General features: G+C 64.9%; 21 protein-coding genes. 12 read left to right on the top strand and 9 right to left on the bottom strand.

The genetic code is table 11. The features are described 5' to 3' along the window. Nucleotides 1-263: 263 nt before the first annotated feature. A complete protein-coding gene (locus ACP2YP_RS26175) occupies nt 264-650 on the top strand; it encodes a response regulator (protein ID WP_426419155.1) in 387 nt (128 codons plus the stop codon). 75 nt (nt 651-725) lie between these two features. Here the strand turns inward: ACP2YP_RS26175 and ACP2YP_RS26170 are convergent, their stop codons facing one another. From ACP2YP_RS26170 to ACP2YP_RS26150, 5 genes are all read right to left on the bottom strand, one after another. Further along, nucleotides 726-1,844 (bottom strand): branched-chain amino acid ABC transporter substrate-binding protein, encoded by a 1,119-nt coding sequence (locus ACP2YP_RS26170; RefSeq protein WP_426419154.1) that lies wholly within the window; start codon nt 1,842-1,844, stop codon nt 726-728. Nucleotides 1,845-1,992: 148 nt separating this feature from the next. After that, nucleotides 1,993-2,733 (bottom strand): ABC transporter ATP-binding protein, encoded by a 741-nt coding sequence (locus ACP2YP_RS26165; protein WP_426419153.1) that lies wholly within the window; start codon nt 2,731-2,733, stop codon nt 1,993-1,995. After that, a complete protein-coding gene (locus tag ACP2YP_RS26160) occupies nt 2,730-3,563 on the bottom strand; it encodes an ABC transporter ATP-binding protein (protein WP_200473361.1) in 834 nt (277 codons plus the stop codon). Before ACP2YP_RS26160 ends, ACP2YP_RS26165 begins: the two co-directional genes overlap by 4 nt. Beyond that, a complete protein-coding gene (gene livM, locus ACP2YP_RS26155) occupies nt 3,560-4,885 on the bottom strand; it encodes a high-affinity branched-chain amino acid ABC transporter permease LivM (protein ID WP_426419152.1) in 1,326 nt (441 codons plus the stop codon). Before livM ends, ACP2YP_RS26160 begins: the two co-directional genes overlap by 4 nt. Nucleotides 4,886-4,895: 10 nt before the next feature. After that, nucleotides 4,896-5,822, bottom strand: coding sequence for an ABC transporter permease subunit (locus ACP2YP_RS26150; protein ID WP_426419151.1), 927 nt, complete (start codon nt 5,820-5,822; stop codon nt 4,896-4,898). Between the two features lie 287 nt (nt 5,823-6,109). On the opposite strand from ACP2YP_RS26150, the gene ACP2YP_RS26145 reads away from it, so the two are divergent. Together ACP2YP_RS26145 and ACP2YP_RS26140 are read left to right on the top strand one after the other, a co-directional pair. Next, entirely contained in the window at nt 6,110-6,286 is a 177-nt protein-coding gene (locus tag ACP2YP_RS26145; protein WP_426419150.1) for a hypothetical protein, read from the top strand. A 244-nt stretch (nt 6,287-6,530) separates the two neighbouring features. Beyond that, nucleotides 6,531-7,061 carry a hypothetical protein gene (locus tag ACP2YP_RS26140; RefSeq protein ID WP_426419149.1) on the top strand — a complete coding sequence of 177 codons (531 nt, stop codon included), beginning with the start codon at nt 6,531-6,533 and terminating at the stop codon, nt 7,059-7,061. Here ACP2YP_RS26140 and ACP2YP_RS26135 read toward each other — a convergent pair. The 3 genes from ACP2YP_RS26135 to ACP2YP_RS26125 are packed head-to-tail and all read right to left on the bottom strand — an operon-like array spanning nt 7,023 to nt 9,589. Continuing rightward, nucleotides 7,023-7,415 (bottom strand): carboxymuconolactone decarboxylase family protein, encoded by a 393-nt coding sequence (locus ACP2YP_RS26135; RefSeq protein WP_426419148.1) that lies wholly within the window; start codon nt 7,413-7,415, stop codon nt 7,023-7,025. The two genes, ACP2YP_RS26140 and ACP2YP_RS26135, sit on opposite strands and share 39 nt — an antisense overlap. A gap of 20 nt (nt 7,416-7,435) precedes the next feature. Beyond that, nucleotides 7,436-8,218 (bottom strand): 3-oxoadipate enol-lactonase, encoded by a 783-nt coding sequence (pcaD, locus tag ACP2YP_RS26130; protein WP_426419147.1) that lies wholly within the window; start codon nt 8,216-8,218, stop codon nt 7,436-7,438. A gap of 15 nt (nt 8,219-8,233) precedes the next feature. Next, nucleotides 8,234-9,589 carry a 3-carboxy-cis,cis-muconate cycloisomerase gene (locus ACP2YP_RS26125; protein ID WP_426419146.1) on the bottom strand — a complete coding sequence of 452 codons (1,356 nt, stop codon included), beginning with the start codon at nt 9,587-9,589 and terminating at the stop codon, nt 8,234-8,236. Between the two features lie 173 nt (nt 9,590-9,762). Between ACP2YP_RS26125 and ACP2YP_RS26120 the strand changes: the two genes are divergently transcribed. The 9 genes from ACP2YP_RS26120 to ACP2YP_RS26080 all read left to right on the top strand — a co-directional run bounded on the left by ACP2YP_RS26120 (nt 9,763) and on the right by ACP2YP_RS26080 (nt 17,174). Continuing rightward, nucleotides 9,763-10,209, top strand: coding sequence for an SRPBCC family protein (locus tag ACP2YP_RS26120; protein WP_426419145.1), 447 nt, complete (start codon nt 9,763-9,765; stop codon nt 10,207-10,209). Between the two features lie 139 nt (nt 10,210-10,348). Further along, a complete protein-coding gene (locus ACP2YP_RS26115) occupies nt 10,349-10,834 on the top strand; it encodes a (2Fe-2S)-binding protein (protein WP_057748873.1) in 486 nt (161 codons plus the stop codon). 33 nt (nt 10,835-10,867) lie between these two features. Further along, the gene (locus tag ACP2YP_RS26110; protein ID WP_426419144.1) at nt 10,868-11,674 is read left to right on the top strand and encodes an FAD binding domain-containing protein; all 807 of its coding nucleotides are present in this window, start codon (nt 10,868-10,870) and stop codon (nt 11,672-11,674) included. Nucleotides 11,675-11,738: 64 nt separating this feature from the next. Continuing rightward, nucleotides 11,739-12,647, top strand: coding sequence for an AAA family ATPase (locus ACP2YP_RS26105; RefSeq protein ID WP_426419143.1), 909 nt, complete (start codon nt 11,739-11,741; stop codon nt 12,645-12,647). 147 nt (nt 12,648-12,794) lie between these two features. Further along, a complete protein-coding gene (locus ACP2YP_RS26100) occupies nt 12,795-13,997 on the top strand; it encodes a vWA domain-containing protein (RefSeq protein ID WP_426419142.1) in 1,203 nt (400 codons plus the stop codon). Nucleotides 13,998-14,008: 11 nt separating this feature from the next. Beyond that, on the top strand, nt 14,009-14,332 hold the full coding sequence (locus ACP2YP_RS26095; RefSeq protein WP_008564652.1) for an XdhC family protein: 324 nt from the start codon (nt 14,009-14,011) through the stop codon (nt 14,330-14,332). A gap of 2 nt (nt 14,333-14,334) precedes the next feature. After that, nucleotides 14,335-15,036, top strand: a complete 702-nt coding sequence (locus tag ACP2YP_RS26090) for an XdhC family protein (protein WP_426419141.1) — start codon at nt 14,335-14,337, stop codon at nt 15,034-15,036. Beyond that, a complete protein-coding gene (locus ACP2YP_RS26085; protein ID WP_426419140.1) occupies nt 15,033-16,637 on the top strand; it encodes an NTP transferase domain-containing protein in 1,605 nt (534 codons plus the stop codon). Before ACP2YP_RS26090 ends, ACP2YP_RS26085 begins: the two co-directional genes overlap by 4 nt. Nucleotides 16,638-16,784: 147 nt before the next feature. Further along, nucleotides 16,785-17,174 carry a DUF4189 domain-containing protein gene (locus tag ACP2YP_RS26080; protein ID WP_426419139.1) on the top strand — a complete coding sequence of 130 codons (390 nt, stop codon included), beginning with the start codon at nt 16,785-16,787 and terminating at the stop codon, nt 17,172-17,174. Nucleotides 17,175-17,181: 7 nt separating this feature from the next. Here ACP2YP_RS26080 and ACP2YP_RS26075 read toward each other — a convergent pair whose 3' ends face one another. After that, nucleotides 17,182-19,017, bottom strand: a complete 1,836-nt coding sequence (locus ACP2YP_RS26075) for a CHAD domain-containing protein (protein ID WP_426419138.1) — start codon at nt 19,015-19,017, stop codon at nt 17,182-17,184. Between the last annotated feature and the right edge of the window lie 62 nt (nt 19,018-19,079).

Genomic DNA, 19,079 nt, shown 5'->3' with positions numbered 1-19,079 from the left:
GGTTAGTCCACATGACTTCGTTGGCCGGCTGCCTTGGACTTCTGCCTCGGAATTCTGCCGTGGCCTCCATGGTAGCTGGATCCGGGCGCGTGTCCTAAGGGACCAGCCCGCGACTCAACCGAGGGTTACAGCTTACTTAACTTGGACAGGGACTCGGAATAGGGAATTGGTAAGGTTGGCTTTACTGGACCGCCCCATACTGCCTTGGCGCACGCTGTCGTTGAATAGAACCAATTAATGATACGAATCCGGGAGTTGTTCCCATGCCCCGTGTCCTTGTTGTCGACGATCAGAAGGACGTCCGTGCCATGGTCTCGATCGTCCTTCGGGTCAACCGTTATGACGTAGTTGAGGCGGAGAGCGGTGCGGTCGGCCTGAAGGCCTTTGGCGAGAACGTTTTCGACGCAGCAATTGTCGACATTTTCCTGACCGACACCAGCGGTATCGAGGTCATGGCCGCTATTCGCGAGCGGGTCCCCGGATTTCCGATCGTGGCGGTCTCGGGCATGACGGCGCTGGACTTCATCGGCGAGGCCCCCGGCCTCGATGGCGTGGTCTGCCTGCAAAAGCCGTTTCGGCCGAACGACCTGCTGCAAGCGCTCCGGAAGGCGCAAGAGGCTGCGGGCGGCGAATTGTCCGCAGCCGTTTGATCGGACTGCAAAAAGAAACGCCCCGGCGAACCGGGGCGTTGACGTCGGTCTGATGAAAGGGTCAGGCGTCCTGTCTCAGGTGCCCTTGGCGCTGATCTCGGCATAGCCGCCCTTGGCATCCCACTTGTAGACGACATAGTCGATCTGCTTGATGTCGCCCTTGGCATCGTACTCAAGCGGCCCGAGCACGGTGTCCCACTTGCCCGCCTTGATGGTCTCCATGACCTTCTTGGCATCGGTGGTGCCGGCCTTCTTCGCGGCCTGCGACCAGACCTGCAGGGCGGCGTAGGTGTAGAGCGTATAGCCTTCAGGATCGATGTTCTTGGCCTTGAAGGCGTCGACGATCTTCTTCGCGGTGGGCTTGTTGCGCGGATCAGGACCGAAGGTGAACAGCGTGCCTTCGCCGGCGGGGCCGGTGATGGAGGCGTACTCCTTGTCGGCGAGCGCATCGCCCGACATCAGCACCGTCTTCAGGCCTTGGTCGCGCATCTGGCGCAGGATAAGGCCTGCTTCCTGATGGTAACCGCCGACGTAGACGAGGTCGATATTCTCTTTCTTCAGGCGTGAGACGATCGCGTTAAAGTCCTTGTCGCCCTTGTTGTAGGACTCATAGAGTTTCTCGGTGATACCCGCCTTGTTGAGCGCCTTCTTGGTCTCATCGGCCAGACCCTTGCCGTAGGTGGTCTTGTCGTTGAGGATCGCGATGTTCTTGCCCTTGTAGTTCTTGGCGATGAACTGCGCAGCGACAAGGCCCTGCTGATCGTCACGGCCGCAGACACGCGCCACGTTCCACAGCTTGCGCTCGGTGAAGAGCGGGTTGGTCGAAGCCGGCGTGATCTGGAGGACATTACCGTCGGCATAGGCCTCCGAGGCCGGGATCGACGACGAAGAGCAAAAATGGCCGGCGACGAACGGGATCTTGGCGCCGGCGATCTTTTCCGCCACCGAGCGCGCCTGCTTGGGATCGCAGGCATCGTCCTCGGCGTCGAGCGCGAGCTTCTTGCCGTTGACGCCGCCGGCGGCGTTGATATCCGCCACAGCCAGCTCGGCACCGTTTTTCATCTGGCGGCCGAAGGCGGACTCGGTGCCGGTCAACGGGCCCGCGACTGCAATGGTGATGTCTTGCGCGTACGCCGCGCTCGACAGCGCGATCGATGCGCCGAATGCCAGACCGATGAGCTTCAGTGACTTCATGAGATACCTCGTGGGTGGACGCCTGTGGAAATTGCCGGGCATGCCCGGTCCAAACCGGCCGCATTCTTGAATGAATCCGAAGAGAAGTCACCGGCAAAATACGGGCAATTGCAAAGATATCTCGATCCGCCGTGGGCGGTCGCGGGTTTTAGATCTTCCGGCCGCCTTCGAGGTAAGCTGCGCGAATCTCGGGGCGTTGCAGCAACTCGGCGCCGCTGCCGGCCAGTGTAATCAGCCCGTTGACCATGACATAGCCGCGGTGGGCGAGTTTGAGCGCGTGGTTGGCGTTCTGCTCGACGATCAGCACGGTCAGGCCGTCCTGCCGGTTCAGCGTGCGGATGGCGTCGAAAATCTGCCGCGCAATCAGGGGTGCCAGTCCGAGCGAGGGCTCGTCGAGTAACAGCAGGCGCGGGCGGCTCATCAGGGCGCGCCCGATCGCCAGCATCTGCTGTTCGCCGCCGGACAGGGTTCCGCCGCGCTGCGCCATGCGTTCCTTCAGCCGGGGAAACAGCGCGAATATGCGTTCGAGCGTGGTCTCCCGTTCCGCCTCGGTGCAGTCGGTGGCGTCGGCACCCATCTGAAGATTCTCGGCGACGCTCATCCGCGGGAAGATGCGGCGTCCCTCTGGCGATTGCGCGATGCGCAAATGGGCAATCGCGTGGGTGGGGATCGCGCTGATGTCCTTGCCCTCGTACAGGATCTGGCCGGCGCGGGCGCGCGGCTTGCCGAAGATCGTCATCATCAGCGTCGACTTGCCGGCGCCGTTGGCGCCGATCAGCGCGACGATCTCGCCGGAATTGATCTCGATGTCGACGCCCTTCAGGGCTTCGATCTTGCCATAGGCCGCGCGCAGGCCCCTGATCGCGAGGAGAGGGGATACCGCCGTCACGACCCGCCCTCCATGACGGCCATGGCTTCCTCTTCGTCGGCGCCGAGATAGGCGGCGATCACCTTGGGATCGTCGCGGACCTCGCGCGGCGTTCCTTCCGCGATCTTCACGCCGTGGTCCATCACCACGATATGGTCGGAGATTTCCATCACCACCGACATATCGTGCTCGATCAGGAGGATCGAGGTGCCTTGTTCGTTGCGAATCGAGAGCAGCAGTTCGCTCAATGCGGCGCTCTCGCGCGCGTTGAGGCCGGCGGCGGGTTCGTCCAGACACAGCAGGGCGGGCTCGGTACACATCGCGCGCGCGATCTCGAGCCGGCGCTGGTCGCCATAAGCGAGGTTGCCGGCCGCGTCGTCGGCGCGGTCCAAGAGGCCGACCCGTCTCAGCCAGGCGGTGGCGAGATCGATCGCACGCTTCTCGGCGGTGCGGTAGGAGGGTACGCCGATCAGGCCCAGGAAAGTGAGGCCGGAGGCGAGCATCAGCGCGTTGTGCTGCGCCACCATCAGGTTTTCCAGCGCCGTCATGCCGGGGAACAGGCGGATGTTCTGGAAGGTACGCGCGACCTTGGCCTGCTTGGCGATGCGGAAATCGTTCAGCCGTTCGAGCGCGATGGTCTTTCCGTCCTCGTGGCTGAGGCGGATGGTGCCGCCGGTCGGCCTGTAGAAGCCGGTGATGCAGTTGAACACGGTGGTCTTGCCGGCGCCGTTCGGCCCGATCAGCGCGGTGATGTTGCGCCGCGCCGCTGCGAAGGACAGCTCCTGGACGGCGACGATGCCGCCGAAACGCATGGTGAGCTGGTCGACACTCAGGATCCGCTGGCCGCTCATCCGTGGCCTTCCTTGACGAGGTCGGAGGAGATCGCCTGCGCCTTGGTCAGATAGACCGTCGGCGCGCGATGGCCAATCAGGCCGCGCGGCCGCCAGATCATGATCAGCACCATGGCCCAGCCGAACACCAGCATGCGGTAGCCTTCCAGCCCGCGGAACAGCTCGAAGCCGCCGATCATGGCGAGAGCCGCAAGAGCCACGCCAAGTTGCGAGCCCATGCCACCGAGCACGACGATGGCGAGCACCAGCGCCGATTCCTGGAAGGTGAAGGATTCCGGGCTGATGAAGCCCTGGCGGGTAGCGAAGAACGCGCCGGCAAAGCCGCCGAACATCGCGCCGGTCGCAAATGCCGTGAGCTTAGTCGTCGTGGTGTTGATGCCGAGCGCACGGCAGGCGACCTCGTCCTCGCGGAGCGCCTCCCAGGCGCGGCCGATCGGCAGCCGGCGTAGCCGGATCGTCACCCAGTTGGTGAGCAGCGCCAGCGCCAAGATCAGGTAGAACAGGAAGACGATGCGGTGGGTCGGCGAGAACTCGATACCGAGCTTTGCGGCAAGCCCATCATCACTGTTGTCGAGCGGGATGCCGAACAGGGTCGGGCGTGGAATGCCGGAGACTCCGTTCGGCCCGCCGGTCAGGCTCTGCCAGTTGATGATGACGAGTCGGATGATCTCGCCGAAGGCAAGCGTGACGATCGCGAGATAGTCGCCGCGCAGCCGCAGCACGGGGAAGCCGAGCATCACGCCCCAGAGGGCGGCGAGGATGCCGGCGAGCGGCAGGCAGATCCAGAACGACCAGCCGAAATTGGTGGCGAGCAGCGCGTAGGAATAAGCGCCGACCGCGTAGAAAGCGACATAGCCGAGATCGAGCAGGCCCGCGAGCCCGACCACGACGTTCAGGCCCCAGCCCAGCATCACATAGGTGAGGACGAGGATTGCGAGGTCGAGAATGTAGCGCTGGTTGTAGAAGATAACCGGCACCAGCAGTGTGAAGATGAGCAGCGCCGGCGCCACCAAACGGCCTGCGAACGCGAGGCCGCGCTGCACGGCCGGCGGCACCAGCTTCTCGGTCCCCACCGGCCCGAGCCATTGCCGCAGCAATTCGATGACGATGGAGCCGCCGAATACGATGGCGACGAGGGAGGCGAGCTCGCCGAAGCGCCCCCAATAAGTCAGTTGCCCCGTGGGACCGGCCTCGGTGCGGATGCCGACCATCAGCGAGAACAGCACCAGCGCGACGAGAGCGTTGAAGAAAGCCTTTTTCAGGATGACGGGGATGCCGGCGGTGCGATTGGCTTTGGTGGTTTCGTGCGAGAGGACTGTCACGCGCGGCTCGTCAGACTTTTTCGACTTCGGGACGGCCGAGCAGGCCGGTCGGCATGAAAATCAGAACGATGATCAGGATTGAGAACGCGGCGACGTCCTTGTACTCGACCGAGAAATAGGCCGACCACAGCGTCTCGATCAGGCCGATGGCGAGCCCGCCGAGCATCGCGCCGGGCAGTGAGCCGATGCCGCCGAGGACCGCGGCCGTAAAGGCCTTGATGCCGGCGACGAAGCCCATGTTGAAATCGACCTGGCCGTAATAGAGCAGGTACATCAGGCCCGCGACGGCGGCGAGCGCCGCGCCGATCACGAAGGTCATTGAGATGGTACGATCGACGTCGACGCCGAGCAGCGCCGCCATGGTCTGGTCCTGCTCGCAGGCGCGCATGTCGCGCCCGAGCCGCGTGCGCAGGACGAGCCAGTTGAAGATCAGCAGCAGCACAATCGTGGTGATGACGACCACGATCTGGATGTTGGAGAGCTGGATCACGAAGCCGTCTGCGCTCTCATGCAGCGTGTAGCCGCCGGTGATGAGGGGCGGGATCGGCTTGACGCGCGCGCCCTGTGCCACCTGCGAGTAGTTCGTCAGCACGAAGGACATGCCGATTGCCGACAGCATCGGGGCAAGCCGGAAGGAGTGGCGCAGCGGCCGGTAGGCGATGCGCTCGATGCTCCAGCCATAGAGCGCAGTGATCGCCATCGCGACCAGCAGCACGATCAAGAGGATCACGGGCACCGTGGTCAGGCCGATCGAGACCAGGATCAGGAAGGTGATCAGGGCGATGAAGCCGCCGATCATGAAGATGTCGCCATGGGCGAAGTTGATCATGCCGACGATGCCGTAGACCATCGTATAGCCGATGGCGATCAACCCGTAGATCGAGCCGAGCACGAGACCGTTGATGAGCTGCTGGGCGAAATAGTCGAACTGGTCCATGGGCTGCCGTTACCAAACCTGACGCGACTCAAAGGGAGGACTTCGAGAGAGTGCTTAAGTTTCTTCTCGGGCCCCGGCAGCCCTCAAGCGTTCTTACGGTTTTGTAACAGGAGGGAACTAGCGGCTGCAACTGTCCATGCCTCGACATAAAGGCTTGTACAGAGATCATTTTGGCTAGGATGTCATATCCAAGTTCCCGCAGCTGCGAGGAACCCGGTTCCGCACAGCAACCAAATCGGCTGCCGGCTGTTACTTCCGACTGACGTCCAACAAGGGAGTTTCCCCCCATGACGAAGCAGCAGAACCAGAATCCGGGCCAGCAGAACCAGAGCCCCGGCCAGCAGCGCCCAGGGCAGCAGCAGGGCGGCGGGCATAAACCCGGACAGCAGCAGCAGAACGACCCGATGCGCCAGGGCGATAAGCCCGGCCAGCAGCAGGGCGGCAAGCACGATCAGGACAATTAGGGAGCCAGAGAACCAAGGGTAGTGAACCAAGGGTAGTGAACCAAGGGTAGTGAACCAAGGGTAGTGAACCAAGGGTAGTGAAGTGAAGCTGGCCCCGCCGAAAGGCGGGGCTTTTTTCCTTGGATGAACCAGCCGGGCAATTAAGGTAAACAAAGGGTTTAAATTGCCGCCACAGTCCGATGCGAGTTAGCTCCCGGCAAAGCCTTCCGTCCGAAGGCGGGGTGCAGGCGAAGCGGGAAGCGGCATGTTCAGGAATTGGCGGATCGGCTCGGTCAACGGCGCGCTGCTGGCGGCCTATTTCATTCCGGCCTGGACGATGGTCGCCTTCAACATCATGGTGGCGCCGGTGCACGGCCTCTATGAGCGGCCGAGCGTTGCGGTGGCGCTGTTCCTCAGCGATCAGCTTCAGATGTCCGGCATGAGCACGGTGCGTGCTGCCTGGCTGCTGGCGCTCGGACGCCTGACCGTGGTGGCGTTCTTCGCGATCTATCTCGCGCTGCTCGCCGTTCCGCGCACCCGCAAGAGCGGCGCCAGCGACGAGGCGCTCGGCATCGCGCTCGCGATCGGCAGCCTGATCTCGTTTGTGAGCATGGTGATGGCCTCGAAGGTCGGCGAGATGGCCGCGCTTCGGCTGCACGCCACCGAGCTTCTGCTGCTGCTCGGTGCCGCGGTCGTGCTGGTGATCGAGCGGCCCGCGGCTGCGCCGAAGACCGTCGACGTCGCGGACACCGCGCCGCTAGGTCTTGAGCAGGCCGAGCTCCTGCACAATCGCTGAGGCTTCCTTGACGGCGTGGTTCGCCGCCGGAACGCCGCAATAGATCGCCTGCTGCAGCAAAATTTCCTTGATGTCGTCGGGGGTGAAGCCGCCCTCGGCGAGCGCCGCGCGCACATGCAGGCGGAATTCGTCCCATTGCCCAAGCGCGACCATGGTGCCGATCACCAGAACCCGCCGCGTGCGCTCGTCGAAATGCGACCGCGTCCAGATCTCGCCCCAGGCGTAGCGGGTGATCATGTCCTGGAAGTCGGTGTTGAAGGCGTTACGGTTGGCGATCGACTTGTCGACCCAGGCATTGCCGAGCACCTTGCGGCGCACGTTCATGCCGGCATCGCGGCGCTTCTGATCGTCCATGTTTCTTCTCCGGATAGCGACTAGCGCTGCGTCAAGAATCCCACCACCACGTCCGTGAACGCGTGCGGCTGCTCGACATTGGAAATGTGAGCGGCGTCGATGATAGTCATGCTGGCGCCGGGAATGCTCGAGCGGATCAGCTCGCCCGCAGAGATCGGGGTTGCCTGGTCGTGTCGGCCGGCGATCACCAGCGTCGGGCTCTTGATGTCAGGCAGCAGCGCGCGTTGGTCGAGCGTCGACAGCGCCTCGCAGCAGGCCAGATAGCCCTCGACCGGGGTCGCGAGCAGCATCGCCTTCATCCTGGCGGTGATGTCAGGCTCGCGCTCGCGGAAATCCTGGGTGAGCCAGCCGGCGATCACGCCGTCGGCGACCGCGGCGATGCCGCCCTTCTTCACGGCGTCGATGCGCTCCAGCCATTTGGTCGGCTCGGCATAATAGCAGGAGGTGTTGGCGAGGATGAGCTTGCCGAAGCGCTCCGGCGCGTTGGCGCCAAGCCACTGCCCGACCATGCCGCCCATCGACAGGCCGCACCAATGCACCTTCTCGATGTTGAGATCGTCGAGGATCGCGAGCACGTCGCGGCCGAAACGTTCCATCGTATAGGGAGCGGGCGGCACGTTGGACTTGCCGTGGCCGCGGCGGTCGTAGCGGATGACGCGGAACACCTGCGTCAGCGCCCTCATCTGCGGCTCCCACATCTGCAGCGTGCAGCCGAGCGAGTTGGAGAGCATCAAGGTCGGCTCGCCGTCGCGGCCCTCGACGGAGACGTTGATCAGGCAACCGTCGGCATCGATCATGGGCATGCAGCGTCTCCGTATCTATTCGCGGTCGAGGCTGTCGAGCAGCCGGTCAATCAAGGCCTGCGACGCCCCTTGATAGGCCATCGGCTCAAACAAGGTGGCTATTTTCTCGGGCGTCAGATGCGCAGTGACCTGCGAATCGGCGGCGAGAATTTCGCGCAGATGCTTCTTCTCGGCAACCGCGCGCTTGCTCGCGGCCTCGATCAGATGATGTGCGTCGCTCTTGCCGATCTTCTCGGCCAGCGCAAAGGTGATGGCTTCCGCCATGATCAGCCCGTGCGTCGCATCGAGATTGCTGCGCATGCGCGCGGCATCGACATCGAGCCCTTCGGCGATGTCGACGATGGCCGCAAGCGCGCCCGAGGTGACCAGCATCAATTGCGGCAGCGTCGGCCATTCCGCGTGCCAGGGGCCGGCGCTGCGCTCGTGGTCCTGCACCTGGGCTGCAAAGATCGTCGCGGCGAGCTGCGGGGCCATGGTCGCGCAGCCAAGCGCGCTTGCGGCCGCGACCGGGTTGCGCTTGTGCGGCATGGTCGAGGAACCGCCGCGGCCTTCGCCGGCGGGCTCGAAGGCTTCGGCGACATCGGTCTGCATCATCAGCGAGACGTCACGCGCGATCTTGCCGCAGGTGCCGGCGAGAATCGCGAAGCTGGAAGCGGCCTCGGCGATGCGGTCGCGATGGGTATGCCAGGGTGCTTCCGGCAGCGGCAGTTTCAGCTCCTGCGCCAGCCGTTCGGCCACCGCGAGCCCGTTGTCGCCGAGGGCTGCGAGCGTGCCGGCGGCGCCGCCGAATTGTAGCGCAAGGCCTTCGCGGCGGAGCCGCCGCAGGCGGCAGCGGGCGCGGGCGAGGCTCGATGCGTATTCGGCGGCCTTCAGCCCGAACGGCATCGGCAGCGCGTGCTGAAGCCAGGTCCGTGCCACCATCGCGGTGTGGCGATGGACGCGGGCAAGTGTCGCAAAGCCCTTGATGGCGCGGCTGAGATCATCGTCCAGCGCATCGATCGCAGCGCGCAAGCCGAGCATGGTCGCGCTGTCGATGACGTCCTGGCTGGTCGTGCCCCAATGCACGTAGCGCGCAGCCTCGCTGTCGGCCTTGCCGACATTGGCGGTCAGCGCCTTGACCAGGGGGATCGCGAGATTGCCCGACCGTGTCGCGGCCTCGGCCAGCGCCGCCATGTCGAAGGTGTCAGCCTTGCAGGCGGCTTCGATCCAGCCCACTGCGGATGCCGGAATCACACCCGCGGCGGCCTCGGCCCGGGCCAGGGCTGCCTCGAAATCGAGCATGTTTTGCAGGGTGGACCGGTCGTCCCAGACGGCGCGCATGGCGGCGCTCGACAGCATCGGCGCAAGCAGGGGGGAGAGGGCTGTGCTCATGTTGCGCCGGACCTAATCACCATGCCCCGGCGCTGCCAATCCCTGACCGACCGGCACAGGACATTTTGCGGGTGCGAATATGCATTGCACGTGACCGGGGGCTACCCTTTCCTTTGCGGCCTCTCTGCGTTACTTGAGCAACATCATTCTGATGAGATCCCGGGAGACGCCCCATGGCCATGACAATGAACGGCGAGGTCCAGCTTGCGGCGCCGCGCGAGGCCGTCTGGGAGAAGCTCAATGATCCCGCAGTGCTGAAGGCCTGCATCCCCGGCTGCGAGGAGCTGGAGAAGACCGACGACGGCGGTTTTCGGGCAACCGCGAAGATGAAGGTCGGCCCGGTCTCGGCGCGATTCAAGGGCAAGGTGACGCTGAGCGATCTCGACCCGCCGAGCGGTTACAGGATCTCCGGCGAGGGCGAGGGCGGGGTCGCCGGCTTCGCCAAGGGCGGCGCCGTGGTCAAGCTCGCCGAGAAGGATGGCGGCACGCTGCTCTCTTATGAGGTCGAGGCGCAGATCGGCGGCAAGTTGGCGCAGCTCGGGCAGCGCCTGATCAACGGTGCCGCCAAGAAGCTGGCCGACGAGTTTTTCGCGAATTTCGCCAAGGCGGTACAAGGCTGAACGCCCCTCACTATCGTCATGGCACCTTGCGCCCGGGGCAATATTGCCCCCGGCCATAATGGTCCATATGATGGGTTGGAATAATTATAAAAAAGAACCGCTTCGACGGGACCCGTCGGGGCGCTGATAGAGAGTGCTTATGGCAAAAATCTCCCTCATTGTGAACGGCAATCCTGTTACCGGCAATGTCGACCCGCGTACGCTTCTGGTGCAGTTCCTGCGCGAGAATCTGCGGCTGACGGGCACTCATGTCGGCTGCGACACCTCGCAGTGCGGCGCCTGCGTCGTGCATCTCGACGGCAAGGCCGTGAAATCCTGCACCACGTTGGCCGTGATGGCCGACGGCCACGAGGTCAAGACCATCGAGGGGCTGGCCGCCGACGGCGCGCCGCTGCATCCGATGCAGGAGGCCTTCCGTGAGCACCATGGCCTGCAGTGTGGCTTCTGCACGCCCGGCATGATCATGACCGCGATCGACATCGTGCATCGCAAGGGCCACGAGCTCGACGACCACACCATTCGCGAGGAGCTGGAAGGCAATCTCTGCCGCTGCACCGGCTACCAGAACATCGTCGCCTCGATCGCCGCCGGCGCAAAGGCGATGGCGAAATCCGATCTCGCGTAACCCGCGCACGCATCCCGCGATCAGGACATTCAGATGTACGAATTCAAATATCATCGCCCCGGGACCGTGCGGCAGGCTGCCAACCTCCTGGTGAAGAACGAAGACGCCAAGGTGATCGCCGGCGGCCACACGCTGATTCCGGTCATGAAGCAGCGGCTCGCAAGCCCGCCGCATCTGGTCGACCTCTCCCATATCGAGGGGCTGAACACGATCGAGATGAAGGGCCGTTCGCTGGTGATCGGCGCCACCGCCAGGCATGCCGAGGTCGCGACCTCCGCCGTCGTTGGCGAAGCGATCCCGGCACTGGCTGATCTCGCCGGCCAGATCGGCGATCCCGCGGTGCGTCACAAGGGCACGATCGGCGGCTCGCTCGCCAACAACGATCCGACGGCGGATTACCCGGCCGCAGTGCTCGCGCTCGGCGCGACCATCGTCACCAACAAGCGGCGCCTCAAGGCCGAGGAGTATTTCCAGGGCCTGTTCTCGACGGCGCTGGAAACCGACGAGATCATCACCAAGGTGATGTTCCCGCTGCCGAAGAAGGCCGCCTATGTCAAGTTCCGCAACCAGGCCTCACGCTATGCCCTGGTCGGCGTGTTCGTCGCGCGGCGGCCCTCGGACGTGCGCGTCGCCGTCACCGGTGCCGGCTCGGACGGCGTGTTCCGTGTCGAGCCCTTCGAGGAGGCGCTGAAGAAGCGGTTCTCGCCGAAGGTGCTCGATGGCATCGAAGTGCCGGCGGAGGGGCTGAACAGCGACATCCACGGCAGCGCCGAGTACCGCGCCCATCTCATCGGTGTGTTGACGCGGCGCGCCGTCGACGCCGCCAATGCCAAGGAGTGAGTGCCCCCTCATGCTTTGGCCCAATACCTGCCCCTTGTGAGGGCGTAGCGAGACTGGCTCTTTCATGACTTCAGCGACCTTGCCGGCATCGGTCGATGCGATGCTCGAACTTTTGACCTCGCGCGGCTATCTCGCCGAGCGGTCGCTGGCGACGGTGACGTATCTCTCGCTGCGCATGGGGCGGCCGCTGTTTCTCGAAGGCGAGGCCGGTGTCGGCAAGACCGAGATCGCAAAGGTGCTGTCGGCGGCGCTGGGGCGGAAGCTAATCCGCCTACAATGCTACGAAGGCCTCGACGTCTCCTCCGCGGTCTATGAGTGGAACAGCGCCGCGCAGATGATCGCGATCCGGATGGCGGAAGCCGCCGGCGATACCGATCGCGAACAGCTATCGAGCGACATTTTTGCCGACCGCTACATGATCAAGCGGCCGCTGCTTCAGGCGCTGGAGCCTGACGTCGCCGGTCCGCCGGTGCTGCTGATCGACGAGCTCGACCGCGCCGACGAGGCGTTCGAGGCCTATCTCCTGGAAATCCTCAGCGACTTCCAGGTGACGATCCCCGAATTCGGCACCGTGAAAGCGCCGCATCCGCCGATCGTCATCATCACCTCCAACCGCACCCGCGAGATTCACGACGCGCTGAAGCGGCGCTGTCTCTATCACTGGGTCGATTACCCCGCCGCCGATCGCGAGCTCGCGATCGTCAAGTCGCGCGTGCCCGGCATCTCGGCAAAGCTGTCGCAGCAGGTCGTGCGCTTCGTGCAGGCGCTGCGCAACCAGGACTTCTACAAATCGCCGGGTGTCGCCGAGACCATCGACTGGGCCACCGCTCTGTCCGAGCTCGACGCCCGCTCGCTGACCCCGCAAGTGGTCGGTGACACGCTGGGCGCGCTGCTCAAATACCAGGACGACATCACGCGGATGCAGGGCGACACCTTGCAGAAGGTGCTGAAGGAAGCGACGAGCGAGAATTGACGCTCGCGCGTCATAACTAACTCGTCATTCCGGGGCGCGACGAAGTCGCGAGCCCGGAATCCATCGGGCCGCAGAGTTTGTCGATGAATGGATTCCGGGCTCGCCGCTTGCGCGGCGCCCCGGAATGACGAGTGAGAGTGCTGAAGCATGGCCATCAACCACCTCGCGCCTGAGCAGACCGAGCAATTCGCCGACAACATCGTCGGCTTTGCCCGTGCGCTGCGTGCGACCGGCATGCCGGTCGGCCCGGGCGCGGTGATCGATGCCATGAACGCGCTGCAGGTGATCGACATCGGCAGCCGAGCCGACGTCTTCACCACGCTGGAGTCGATCTTCGTCATGCGCCATGAGCATGCACTGATCTTCAAGCAGGCCTTCAACCTGTTCTTCCGTGCCTCGGAAGAGTGGAAGCACATGCTGGATTCGGTGCCGCTGCCGGATGGCGCCAAGAAGAAGCCGCCGGCCGCCTCGCGCCGGGTTCAGGAGGCGATGTCACAGCCGCGGATGACCGAGACGCCACAGCACCAGGAGCAGGATCTGCGCCTGTCGGTCTCCGACAAGGAAATCCTTCAGAAGAAGGATTTTGCGCAGATGAGCGCGGCCGAGATCGCCGAAGCGCTCCGCGCCATCGAGAGGATGCGGCTGCCGCAAGCCGAGCTTCTGACGCGCCGGCACCAGCCCGATCCGCGCGGCCTGCGGCTCGACATGCGCCGCACGCTGCGCGCGTCGTTGCGCACCGGCGGCGACATCATCGACATCCATCGCCTCGGGCGGATCGAGAAGCCGGCCCCGATCGTGGCGCTGCTCGACATCTCCGGCTCGATGAGCGAGTACACCCGCCTGTTCCTGCATTTCTTGCATGCCATCGGCGACGCGCGCAAGCGCGTCTCGGTGTTCCTGTTCGGCACGCGGCTCACCAATGTGACACGCGCGTTACGCCAGCGCGATCCCGACGAGGCACTGGCGAGCTGCTCGGCGGCAGTCGAGGACTGGGCCGGCGGCACGCGGATTGCGACCTCGCTGCACAACTTCAACAAATTGTGGGCGCGGCGGGTGCTGAGCCAGGGCGCCATCGTGCTGCTGATCTCCGACGGGCTGGAGCGGGAGGCCGATTCCAAGCTCGCCTTCGAGATGGACCGGCTGCACCGGTCCTGCCGTCGGCTGATCTGGCTCAACCCGCTGTTGCGGTTCGGTGGCTTCGAAGCCAAGGCCCAGGGCATCAAAATGATGCTCCCGCACGTTGACGAATTTCGCCCCGTGCATAATTTGAGTTCGATCCAGGAGCTGATCGCCACGCTGTCCCGGCCGCTGCCGCCGCATCACCGCAGCCTGATCCGCCCCGCAGCCTGAGAGGCAAAGCCATGCTCGATCGCGACGAGGATATTCTGAAGGCGGCGGAGGACTGGCAGAAGGCCGGCCGTGGCGTCGCGCTGGCAACCGTTGTCGAGACCTGGGGCTCGGCCCCGCGCCCGGCGGGCTCGAGCCTTGTCATCAACGACGAAGGCACGTTTCTCGGCTCGGTCTCCGGCGGCTGCGTCGAGGGCGCCGTGGTCACCGAGGCCATGGACGTGATCGAAAGTGGCAAGCCCAAGATGCTGGAGTTCGGCGTCGCCGACGAGACCGCCTGGAATGTCGGGCTGTCCTGCGGCGGCACCATCCGCGTCTTCGTCGAGAAGGTCGGCTAGCCGTGAAGCTCGCAATCCTGCACGAACTCAATTCCGAGCGCGCCGCACGCCGGCCCGTGATTTTGGTGACCGACACCGAGAGCGGCGAGCAGCGTCTGGTAAAGGCCGCGGATTTCGCCAAAGACCCGCTCCATGCCGAACTGGACAAGCAGCTCCGCATGGGCAAGAGCGCCAATGTCGAGGCCGGCGGCAAGAAGCTGTTCCTCAACGTCTACGCGCCGACGGCAAAGCTCGTCATCATCGGCGCGGTCCATATCAGCCAGGCGCTCGCGCCGCTGGCGCGCTCGCTCGGCTACGACGTCACCGTGGTCGATCCGCGCACGGCCTTTGCGAGCCCCGAGCGCTTCCCCGACATTCCGCTGGTCGCGGAGTGGCCGGATACGGCGCTGCCGCCGCTCAATGTCGATGCCTACACGGCTTTCGTCGCGGTGACGCACGATCCGAAGATCGACGATCCCGCGCTGCTGCACGCCTTCGAGCGCAACTGCTTCTATATCGGTGCGCTCGGTTCGCGGAAGACGCATGCCAAGCGCGGCGACCGGCTGCGGGCGCAGGGCGCGAAGGAAAGCGACATCGCGCGCATCCACGCCCCCATTGGGCTGGCGATCGGCGCGGTCTCGCCGTCCGAGATCGCGGTGTCGATCATGGCCGAGATCACGGCGGTGCTCCGCCTGCCACCAAAAGAAAAAGAAGAAGCGGCATGAAGTTCGGCCCGGCGAGCCCCCAGGATGCGATCGGCGGGGTGACCGTCCACACCCTGCGCCAGGGTCCGCTGGTGCTGAAGAAGGGCACGACGATTGGCCCGGCCGAGGTCGAGGCGCTGACGCGCGCCGGCATCAAGGACGTCGTCGTGGTGCGGATGGAGGCGGGCGACGTCTCCGAGGATGTCGCCGCCGCCAGCATCGCGCTTGCGATCGGTGGCGATGGCATTCATGTCGAGCGCGCCTTCACCGGCCGCGCCAACCTGTTTGCCGCGCGTCCCGGCCTGCTGGTGATCGACCGCGCCGCGGTCGACCGCATCAACAATATCGACGAAGCCATCACCTTCGCCACGCTCGCCGCCTACAAGCCGGTGGTGGAAGGCGAGATGGTCGGCACCGTCAAGATCATCCCGTTCGGCGTTGAAGGAAATCTGCGCGATGCCGCGGTGAAGGCGGCGGGGAAGGACGTGCTCAGAATCGCGCCCTATGTGATCAAGCGCGTCGGCGTGGTGTCGACGCTGCTGCCGGGGCTCTCTTCGAAGGTGGTCGACAAGACGCTGCGCGTCACCGCCGAACGCCTCGCGCCGGCCGGCGCCAGCATCATCGCCGAGCGACGCGTGCAGCATGACGAGCGCGCGCTCTCCGCCGCGATCAAGGAATTGCTCGGGCTCGGTGCCGAGCTCGTGATCGTGTTCGGCGCGTCGGCGATTGCCGACCGCCGCGATGTGATCCCGGCCGCGGTCACCGGGATCGGCGGCGAGATCGAGCATTTCGGCATGCCGGTCGATCCCGGAAATCTGCTTTTGATCGCGCGCGCCGGCAGCGTGCCGGTGCTGGGCGCGCCGGGCTGTGCGCGCTCGCCGGTCGAGAACGGTTTTGACTGGGTGCTGATGCGGCTCCTCGCCGGCATCAAGGTGACGCGCTCCGAACTGATGGGCATGGGCGTCGGCGGCCTCCTGATGGAGATCGTGACGCGGCCGCAGCCGCGGGCCAAGCCGGAGATCGAAGGCAACAGCCATATCGCGGCCATCGTGCTCGCGGCGGGCCGCTCGACCCGCATGGGTGGCCCGAACAAGCTGCTGGCCGAGCTCGACGGCAAGAAGCTGGTGCGGATCGCGACAGAGCAGGCGCTGGCCTCGAAGGCATCCGAGGTGATCGTGGTCACCGGCCATCAGACCGAGCTGGTCGAGCAGGCGCTGCAGGGCCTGAAGGTGCGTTTCGTCAGCAATCCGGATTTCGCCGGCGGCATCGCGAGCTCGGTGAAGGCCGGCATCGCGGCCGTGTCCGACGCCAGCGACGGTGCCGTGGTTTGCTTGGGCGACATGCCGCTGATCGATGCCGGTCTGATCGACCGCCTCATCGACGGCTTTGCGCCGGACCGCGGCAATCTCATCGTCGTGCCCGTCAGCGAAGGCCGCCGCGGCAATCCCGTGCTGTGGTCGCGCCGCTTCTTCAAGGAGTTGATGACGCTCGACGGCGACGTCGGCGCGCGGCACCTGATCGCCAAGCATACGGAGGCGGTCGCCGAAGTGCCTGTCGACGGCGAGGGCGCCTTCCTCGACATCGACACGCCGCAGGCCTTGGAAGCAGCAAGGCGCGGATGACGGTGCCGTAGGGTGGGCAAAGGCACGCTTCGCTTTGCCCACCCTACGGCGCCTCCTAATCCTCCCGTTTTCAACCCCCCGTTCACCATCTGGAAACGACCGCCGCTTAGAGTCCTCTCCACCTGCCTTGGGGGGAGGGGCTTTTTCATGGTTTCGAACCTCGTCGCGCGCCGTTGCGCGATGTTTTTCTTTGCGCTGTCGGTGTGTGTCGCCGGCGCCCGTCATGTGACCGAAGCTCATGCGGCTGGCGCGTTTGCCGTCGGCAAGTGCGGCGCCTATGGCCAGGCCTATGATTATGGTGCCGAGCACGAGGCGCGTGCCGCTGCACAAAAGCAGTGCAAGGGCGACTGCACGACGGTGACGATTAAGCGCGCCTGTGCGGCGATGTCGGTCGATATGGCCAACCCCTGCGGCGCCTATGGCTATGCCGTGAAGCCGAAGATCTCGGCCACGCTCAATGCCGCCACGCGTGAATGCTACAAATATGGCGGCAAGGAATGCGTGATCCGCGCCTGGGCCTGCGACGCCAAGGGCTGAACGAGGGTTAGCGCAGCCATCCCGCGTTGGTTTGCACCAGTTTTGCCGGTTGCTCCGGCGCATCCACCGACCATGGCACCTTGGCCGCAGTGAATTCAGACCAGGCCTTGAGCAGACGCGCTTCGATGCCGACCGTGGCATGGGCCTGCCAGCCGGCGATGGCCGCCGCGGCCATGCCGCTGCCGGCTGAGCCCGCGTCGACGTCCGCAAGCAGTGACGTCGTGGTCGCCATGTCGTTGTAGACCCCGAGCTCCTGCTGGAGGTCGGCGAGCCTGCGCGAGAAGCGCCGCGCGGATTTGCGCTGCCCGCAGAGCGGGAGCAGGAAGTCGGCGACGTAGCGCAGCTTCTTCGCAGCGAGACGGACACGGTGCCGCTCCTCCGTCGGCAGCGATTTGAAGCGACGCCCGCGCTTCAGCACCTTCGCATGCTGCGCCGACAGAATGTTTCGCGCAAAATTGATCGCCGGCTCCGCCAGTTGCGCCAGACCTTCGGGAGCAACCTCGCTGCGCCAGCCGCGCGCTTCGATCCAGGCGCCGAGCCCGATCACGAAATACTGACATCGCCGGTCGGCGAGGGCGAGGCGGGCCTTGTCGTAGCAGGTCGCGCGACGGTCGTCGGCAAACTCGCCCAGCCTGTCGAAGCCGGCGACGGACGGACAGCCATCCGCGACGGTCCGCAAGGTCTCCTGTCGAAATACGTCCCAATCACGTGCGCCGGAGAGACTTCCGGCAAGCCACTTCACTTCGGCGCGCATCAGCTCGAGCTTGTTCAACGACACCACCGACCGCATCAGATCAAGTGCGGATCGCAGGCGCCGCAGTGCGACACGAAGCTGATGCATCCCCTCGGGATCGCGCCCGTCCTCGGCGGCGGGCAACGACTGCAGCAGATGCAAAAGACAGGAGCGCAGGATCTCGGAAAAGGCCTCATCGAGCGATGTCGAAGGATCGAGACGAAGCTTTGGCGGCTTCGGTGCCCGCGGCGGCGTATCGGCCGCGAGGTCAAAGCCGCGCGCCGATTTGGTCCGGATCGATGGTTTCGCCGAACCATGCTCGGCGAGCCGAAGCGCCAACTCCCAGATGGCGGACGGGCTGCCGCTCTTGAGCTCGAGCTCGATCTCGCTGACCGGCATCGAGCGATCGCCGGATGTCAGGTGTCCGTGATCGAAGGCGACCTCGATGGTGCCGGACGGCAAGTCGACAAGGCGCTGATGCCGGTGAATGTCGCTGCTGAAGACGGCTTCGACGGGGTGACGTTCGAGATCGGCTCGCAGCTTGTCTGAAACCAGCGGCGTGGCCAGCGCGATGTCCGGTGTCATCGACGGGACGGCTGCCTCCCACTCGCCGCGGCGCAGCGGATCGTTGCCGAATTCGGCTTTCACCGTCTGCGTGAATCGCGCGCCGCTCTGGCGAACCCTGAGGCTGAACCCGTCGCGCCGGAGCGCGCGCTTGGGTGTGTCGTAATACACGGCCTTGAGGTGCTTGCGCGTACCCTTGTTGCGCGCATTCGCCGCGATGATCGGCGCATCGTTGAAATCCGCCAGGCGATCGGAAGCCACGATCAGCTTGAGTTCGATTTCGGTGGCGCGTGGCGCGACGTCGCGGGACGGTGGGGCTACCGGCGCAGTCGTCTCTGCACCAGCTTCATCAGCGGGAAGGCCAGCCTGAAAAGACTCGCTGAGCGAAGATGCGTTGTCAGGGAACGCGGAACCGGCCACCTCGCCAGCGGCGGGAACGGCGAGGTTCTTGGAGCTCCTCCCGTCCTCCGGGACTGGATGGCCATTGGCCTTCGCAAGCTGTTGGACGGGTTCGAGGGCTCGCTTGATCGCGCCAGTTTCGGACATGCTCAGTTTATGACAGTTCGGTGACAGAGCGCTGACATATACCCGACTTGATCCGCGAGGAG

Origin of the sequence: Bradyrhizobium genosp. A, from assembly GCF_049949275.1 — a bacterium.
Taxonomy (GTDB): Bacteria; Pseudomonadota; Alphaproteobacteria; order Rhizobiales; family Xanthobacteraceae; genus Bradyrhizobium.
Note: the sequence above shows the minus strand (reverse complement) of the source record. Positions and strands in the feature narration are given on the sequence as shown.

What these genes read in the sequence shown, in the direction of transcription:
- ACP2YP_RS26175 (WP_426419155.1), top strand. Translation starts at nt 264, where the DNA reads ATGCCCCGTGTCCTTGTTGTCGACGATCAGAAGGACGTCCGTGCCATG.
- ACP2YP_RS26170 (WP_426419154.1), bottom strand. Translation starts at nt 1,844, where the DNA reads ATGAAGTCACTGAAGCTCATCGGTCTGGCATTCGGCGCATCGATCGCG.
- ACP2YP_RS26160 (WP_200473361.1), bottom strand. Translation starts at nt 3,563, where the DNA reads ATGAGCGGCCAGCGGATCCTGAGTGTCGACCAGCTCACCATGCGTTTC.
- ACP2YP_RS26150 (WP_426419151.1), bottom strand. Translation starts at nt 5,822, where the DNA reads ATGGACCAGTTCGACTATTTCGCCCAGCAGCTCATCAACGGTCTCGTG.
- ACP2YP_RS26145 (WP_426419150.1), top strand. Translation starts at nt 6,110, where the DNA reads ATGACGAAGCAGCAGAACCAGAATCCGGGCCAGCAGAACCAGAGCCCC.
- ACP2YP_RS26140 (WP_426419149.1), top strand. Translation starts at nt 6,531, where the DNA reads ATGTTCAGGAATTGGCGGATCGGCTCGGTCAACGGCGCGCTGCTGGCG.
- ACP2YP_RS26135 (WP_426419148.1), bottom strand. Translation starts at nt 7,415, where the DNA reads ATGGACGATCAGAAGCGCCGCGATGCCGGCATGAACGTGCGCCGCAAG.
- pcaD (WP_426419147.1), bottom strand. Translation starts at nt 8,218, where the DNA reads ATGCCCATGATCGATGCCGACGGTTGCCTGATCAACGTCTCCGTCGAG.
- ACP2YP_RS26125 (WP_426419146.1), bottom strand. Translation starts at nt 9,589, where the DNA reads ATGAGCACAGCCCTCTCCCCCCTGCTTGCGCCGATGCTGTCGAGCGCC.
- ACP2YP_RS26120 (WP_426419145.1), top strand. Translation starts at nt 9,763, where the DNA reads ATGGCCATGACAATGAACGGCGAGGTCCAGCTTGCGGCGCCGCGCGAG.
- ACP2YP_RS26115 (WP_057748873.1), top strand. Translation starts at nt 10,349, where the DNA reads ATGGCAAAAATCTCCCTCATTGTGAACGGCAATCCTGTTACCGGCAAT.
- ACP2YP_RS26110 (WP_426419144.1), top strand. Translation starts at nt 10,868, where the DNA reads ATGTACGAATTCAAATATCATCGCCCCGGGACCGTGCGGCAGGCTGCC.
- ACP2YP_RS26105 (WP_426419143.1), top strand. Translation starts at nt 11,739, where the DNA reads ATGACTTCAGCGACCTTGCCGGCATCGGTCGATGCGATGCTCGAACTT.
- ACP2YP_RS26100 (WP_426419142.1), top strand. Translation starts at nt 12,795, where the DNA reads ATGGCCATCAACCACCTCGCGCCTGAGCAGACCGAGCAATTCGCCGAC.
- ACP2YP_RS26095 (WP_008564652.1), top strand. Translation starts at nt 14,009, where the DNA reads ATGCTCGATCGCGACGAGGATATTCTGAAGGCGGCGGAGGACTGGCAG.
- ACP2YP_RS26085 (WP_426419140.1), top strand. Translation starts at nt 15,033, where the DNA reads ATGAAGTTCGGCCCGGCGAGCCCCCAGGATGCGATCGGCGGGGTGACC.
- ACP2YP_RS26080 (WP_426419139.1), top strand. Translation starts at nt 16,785, where the DNA reads ATGGTTTCGAACCTCGTCGCGCGCCGTTGCGCGATGTTTTTCTTTGCG.
- ACP2YP_RS26075 (WP_426419138.1), bottom strand. Translation starts at nt 19,017, where the DNA reads ATGTCCGAAACTGGCGCGATCAAGCGAGCCCTCGAACCCGTCCAACAG.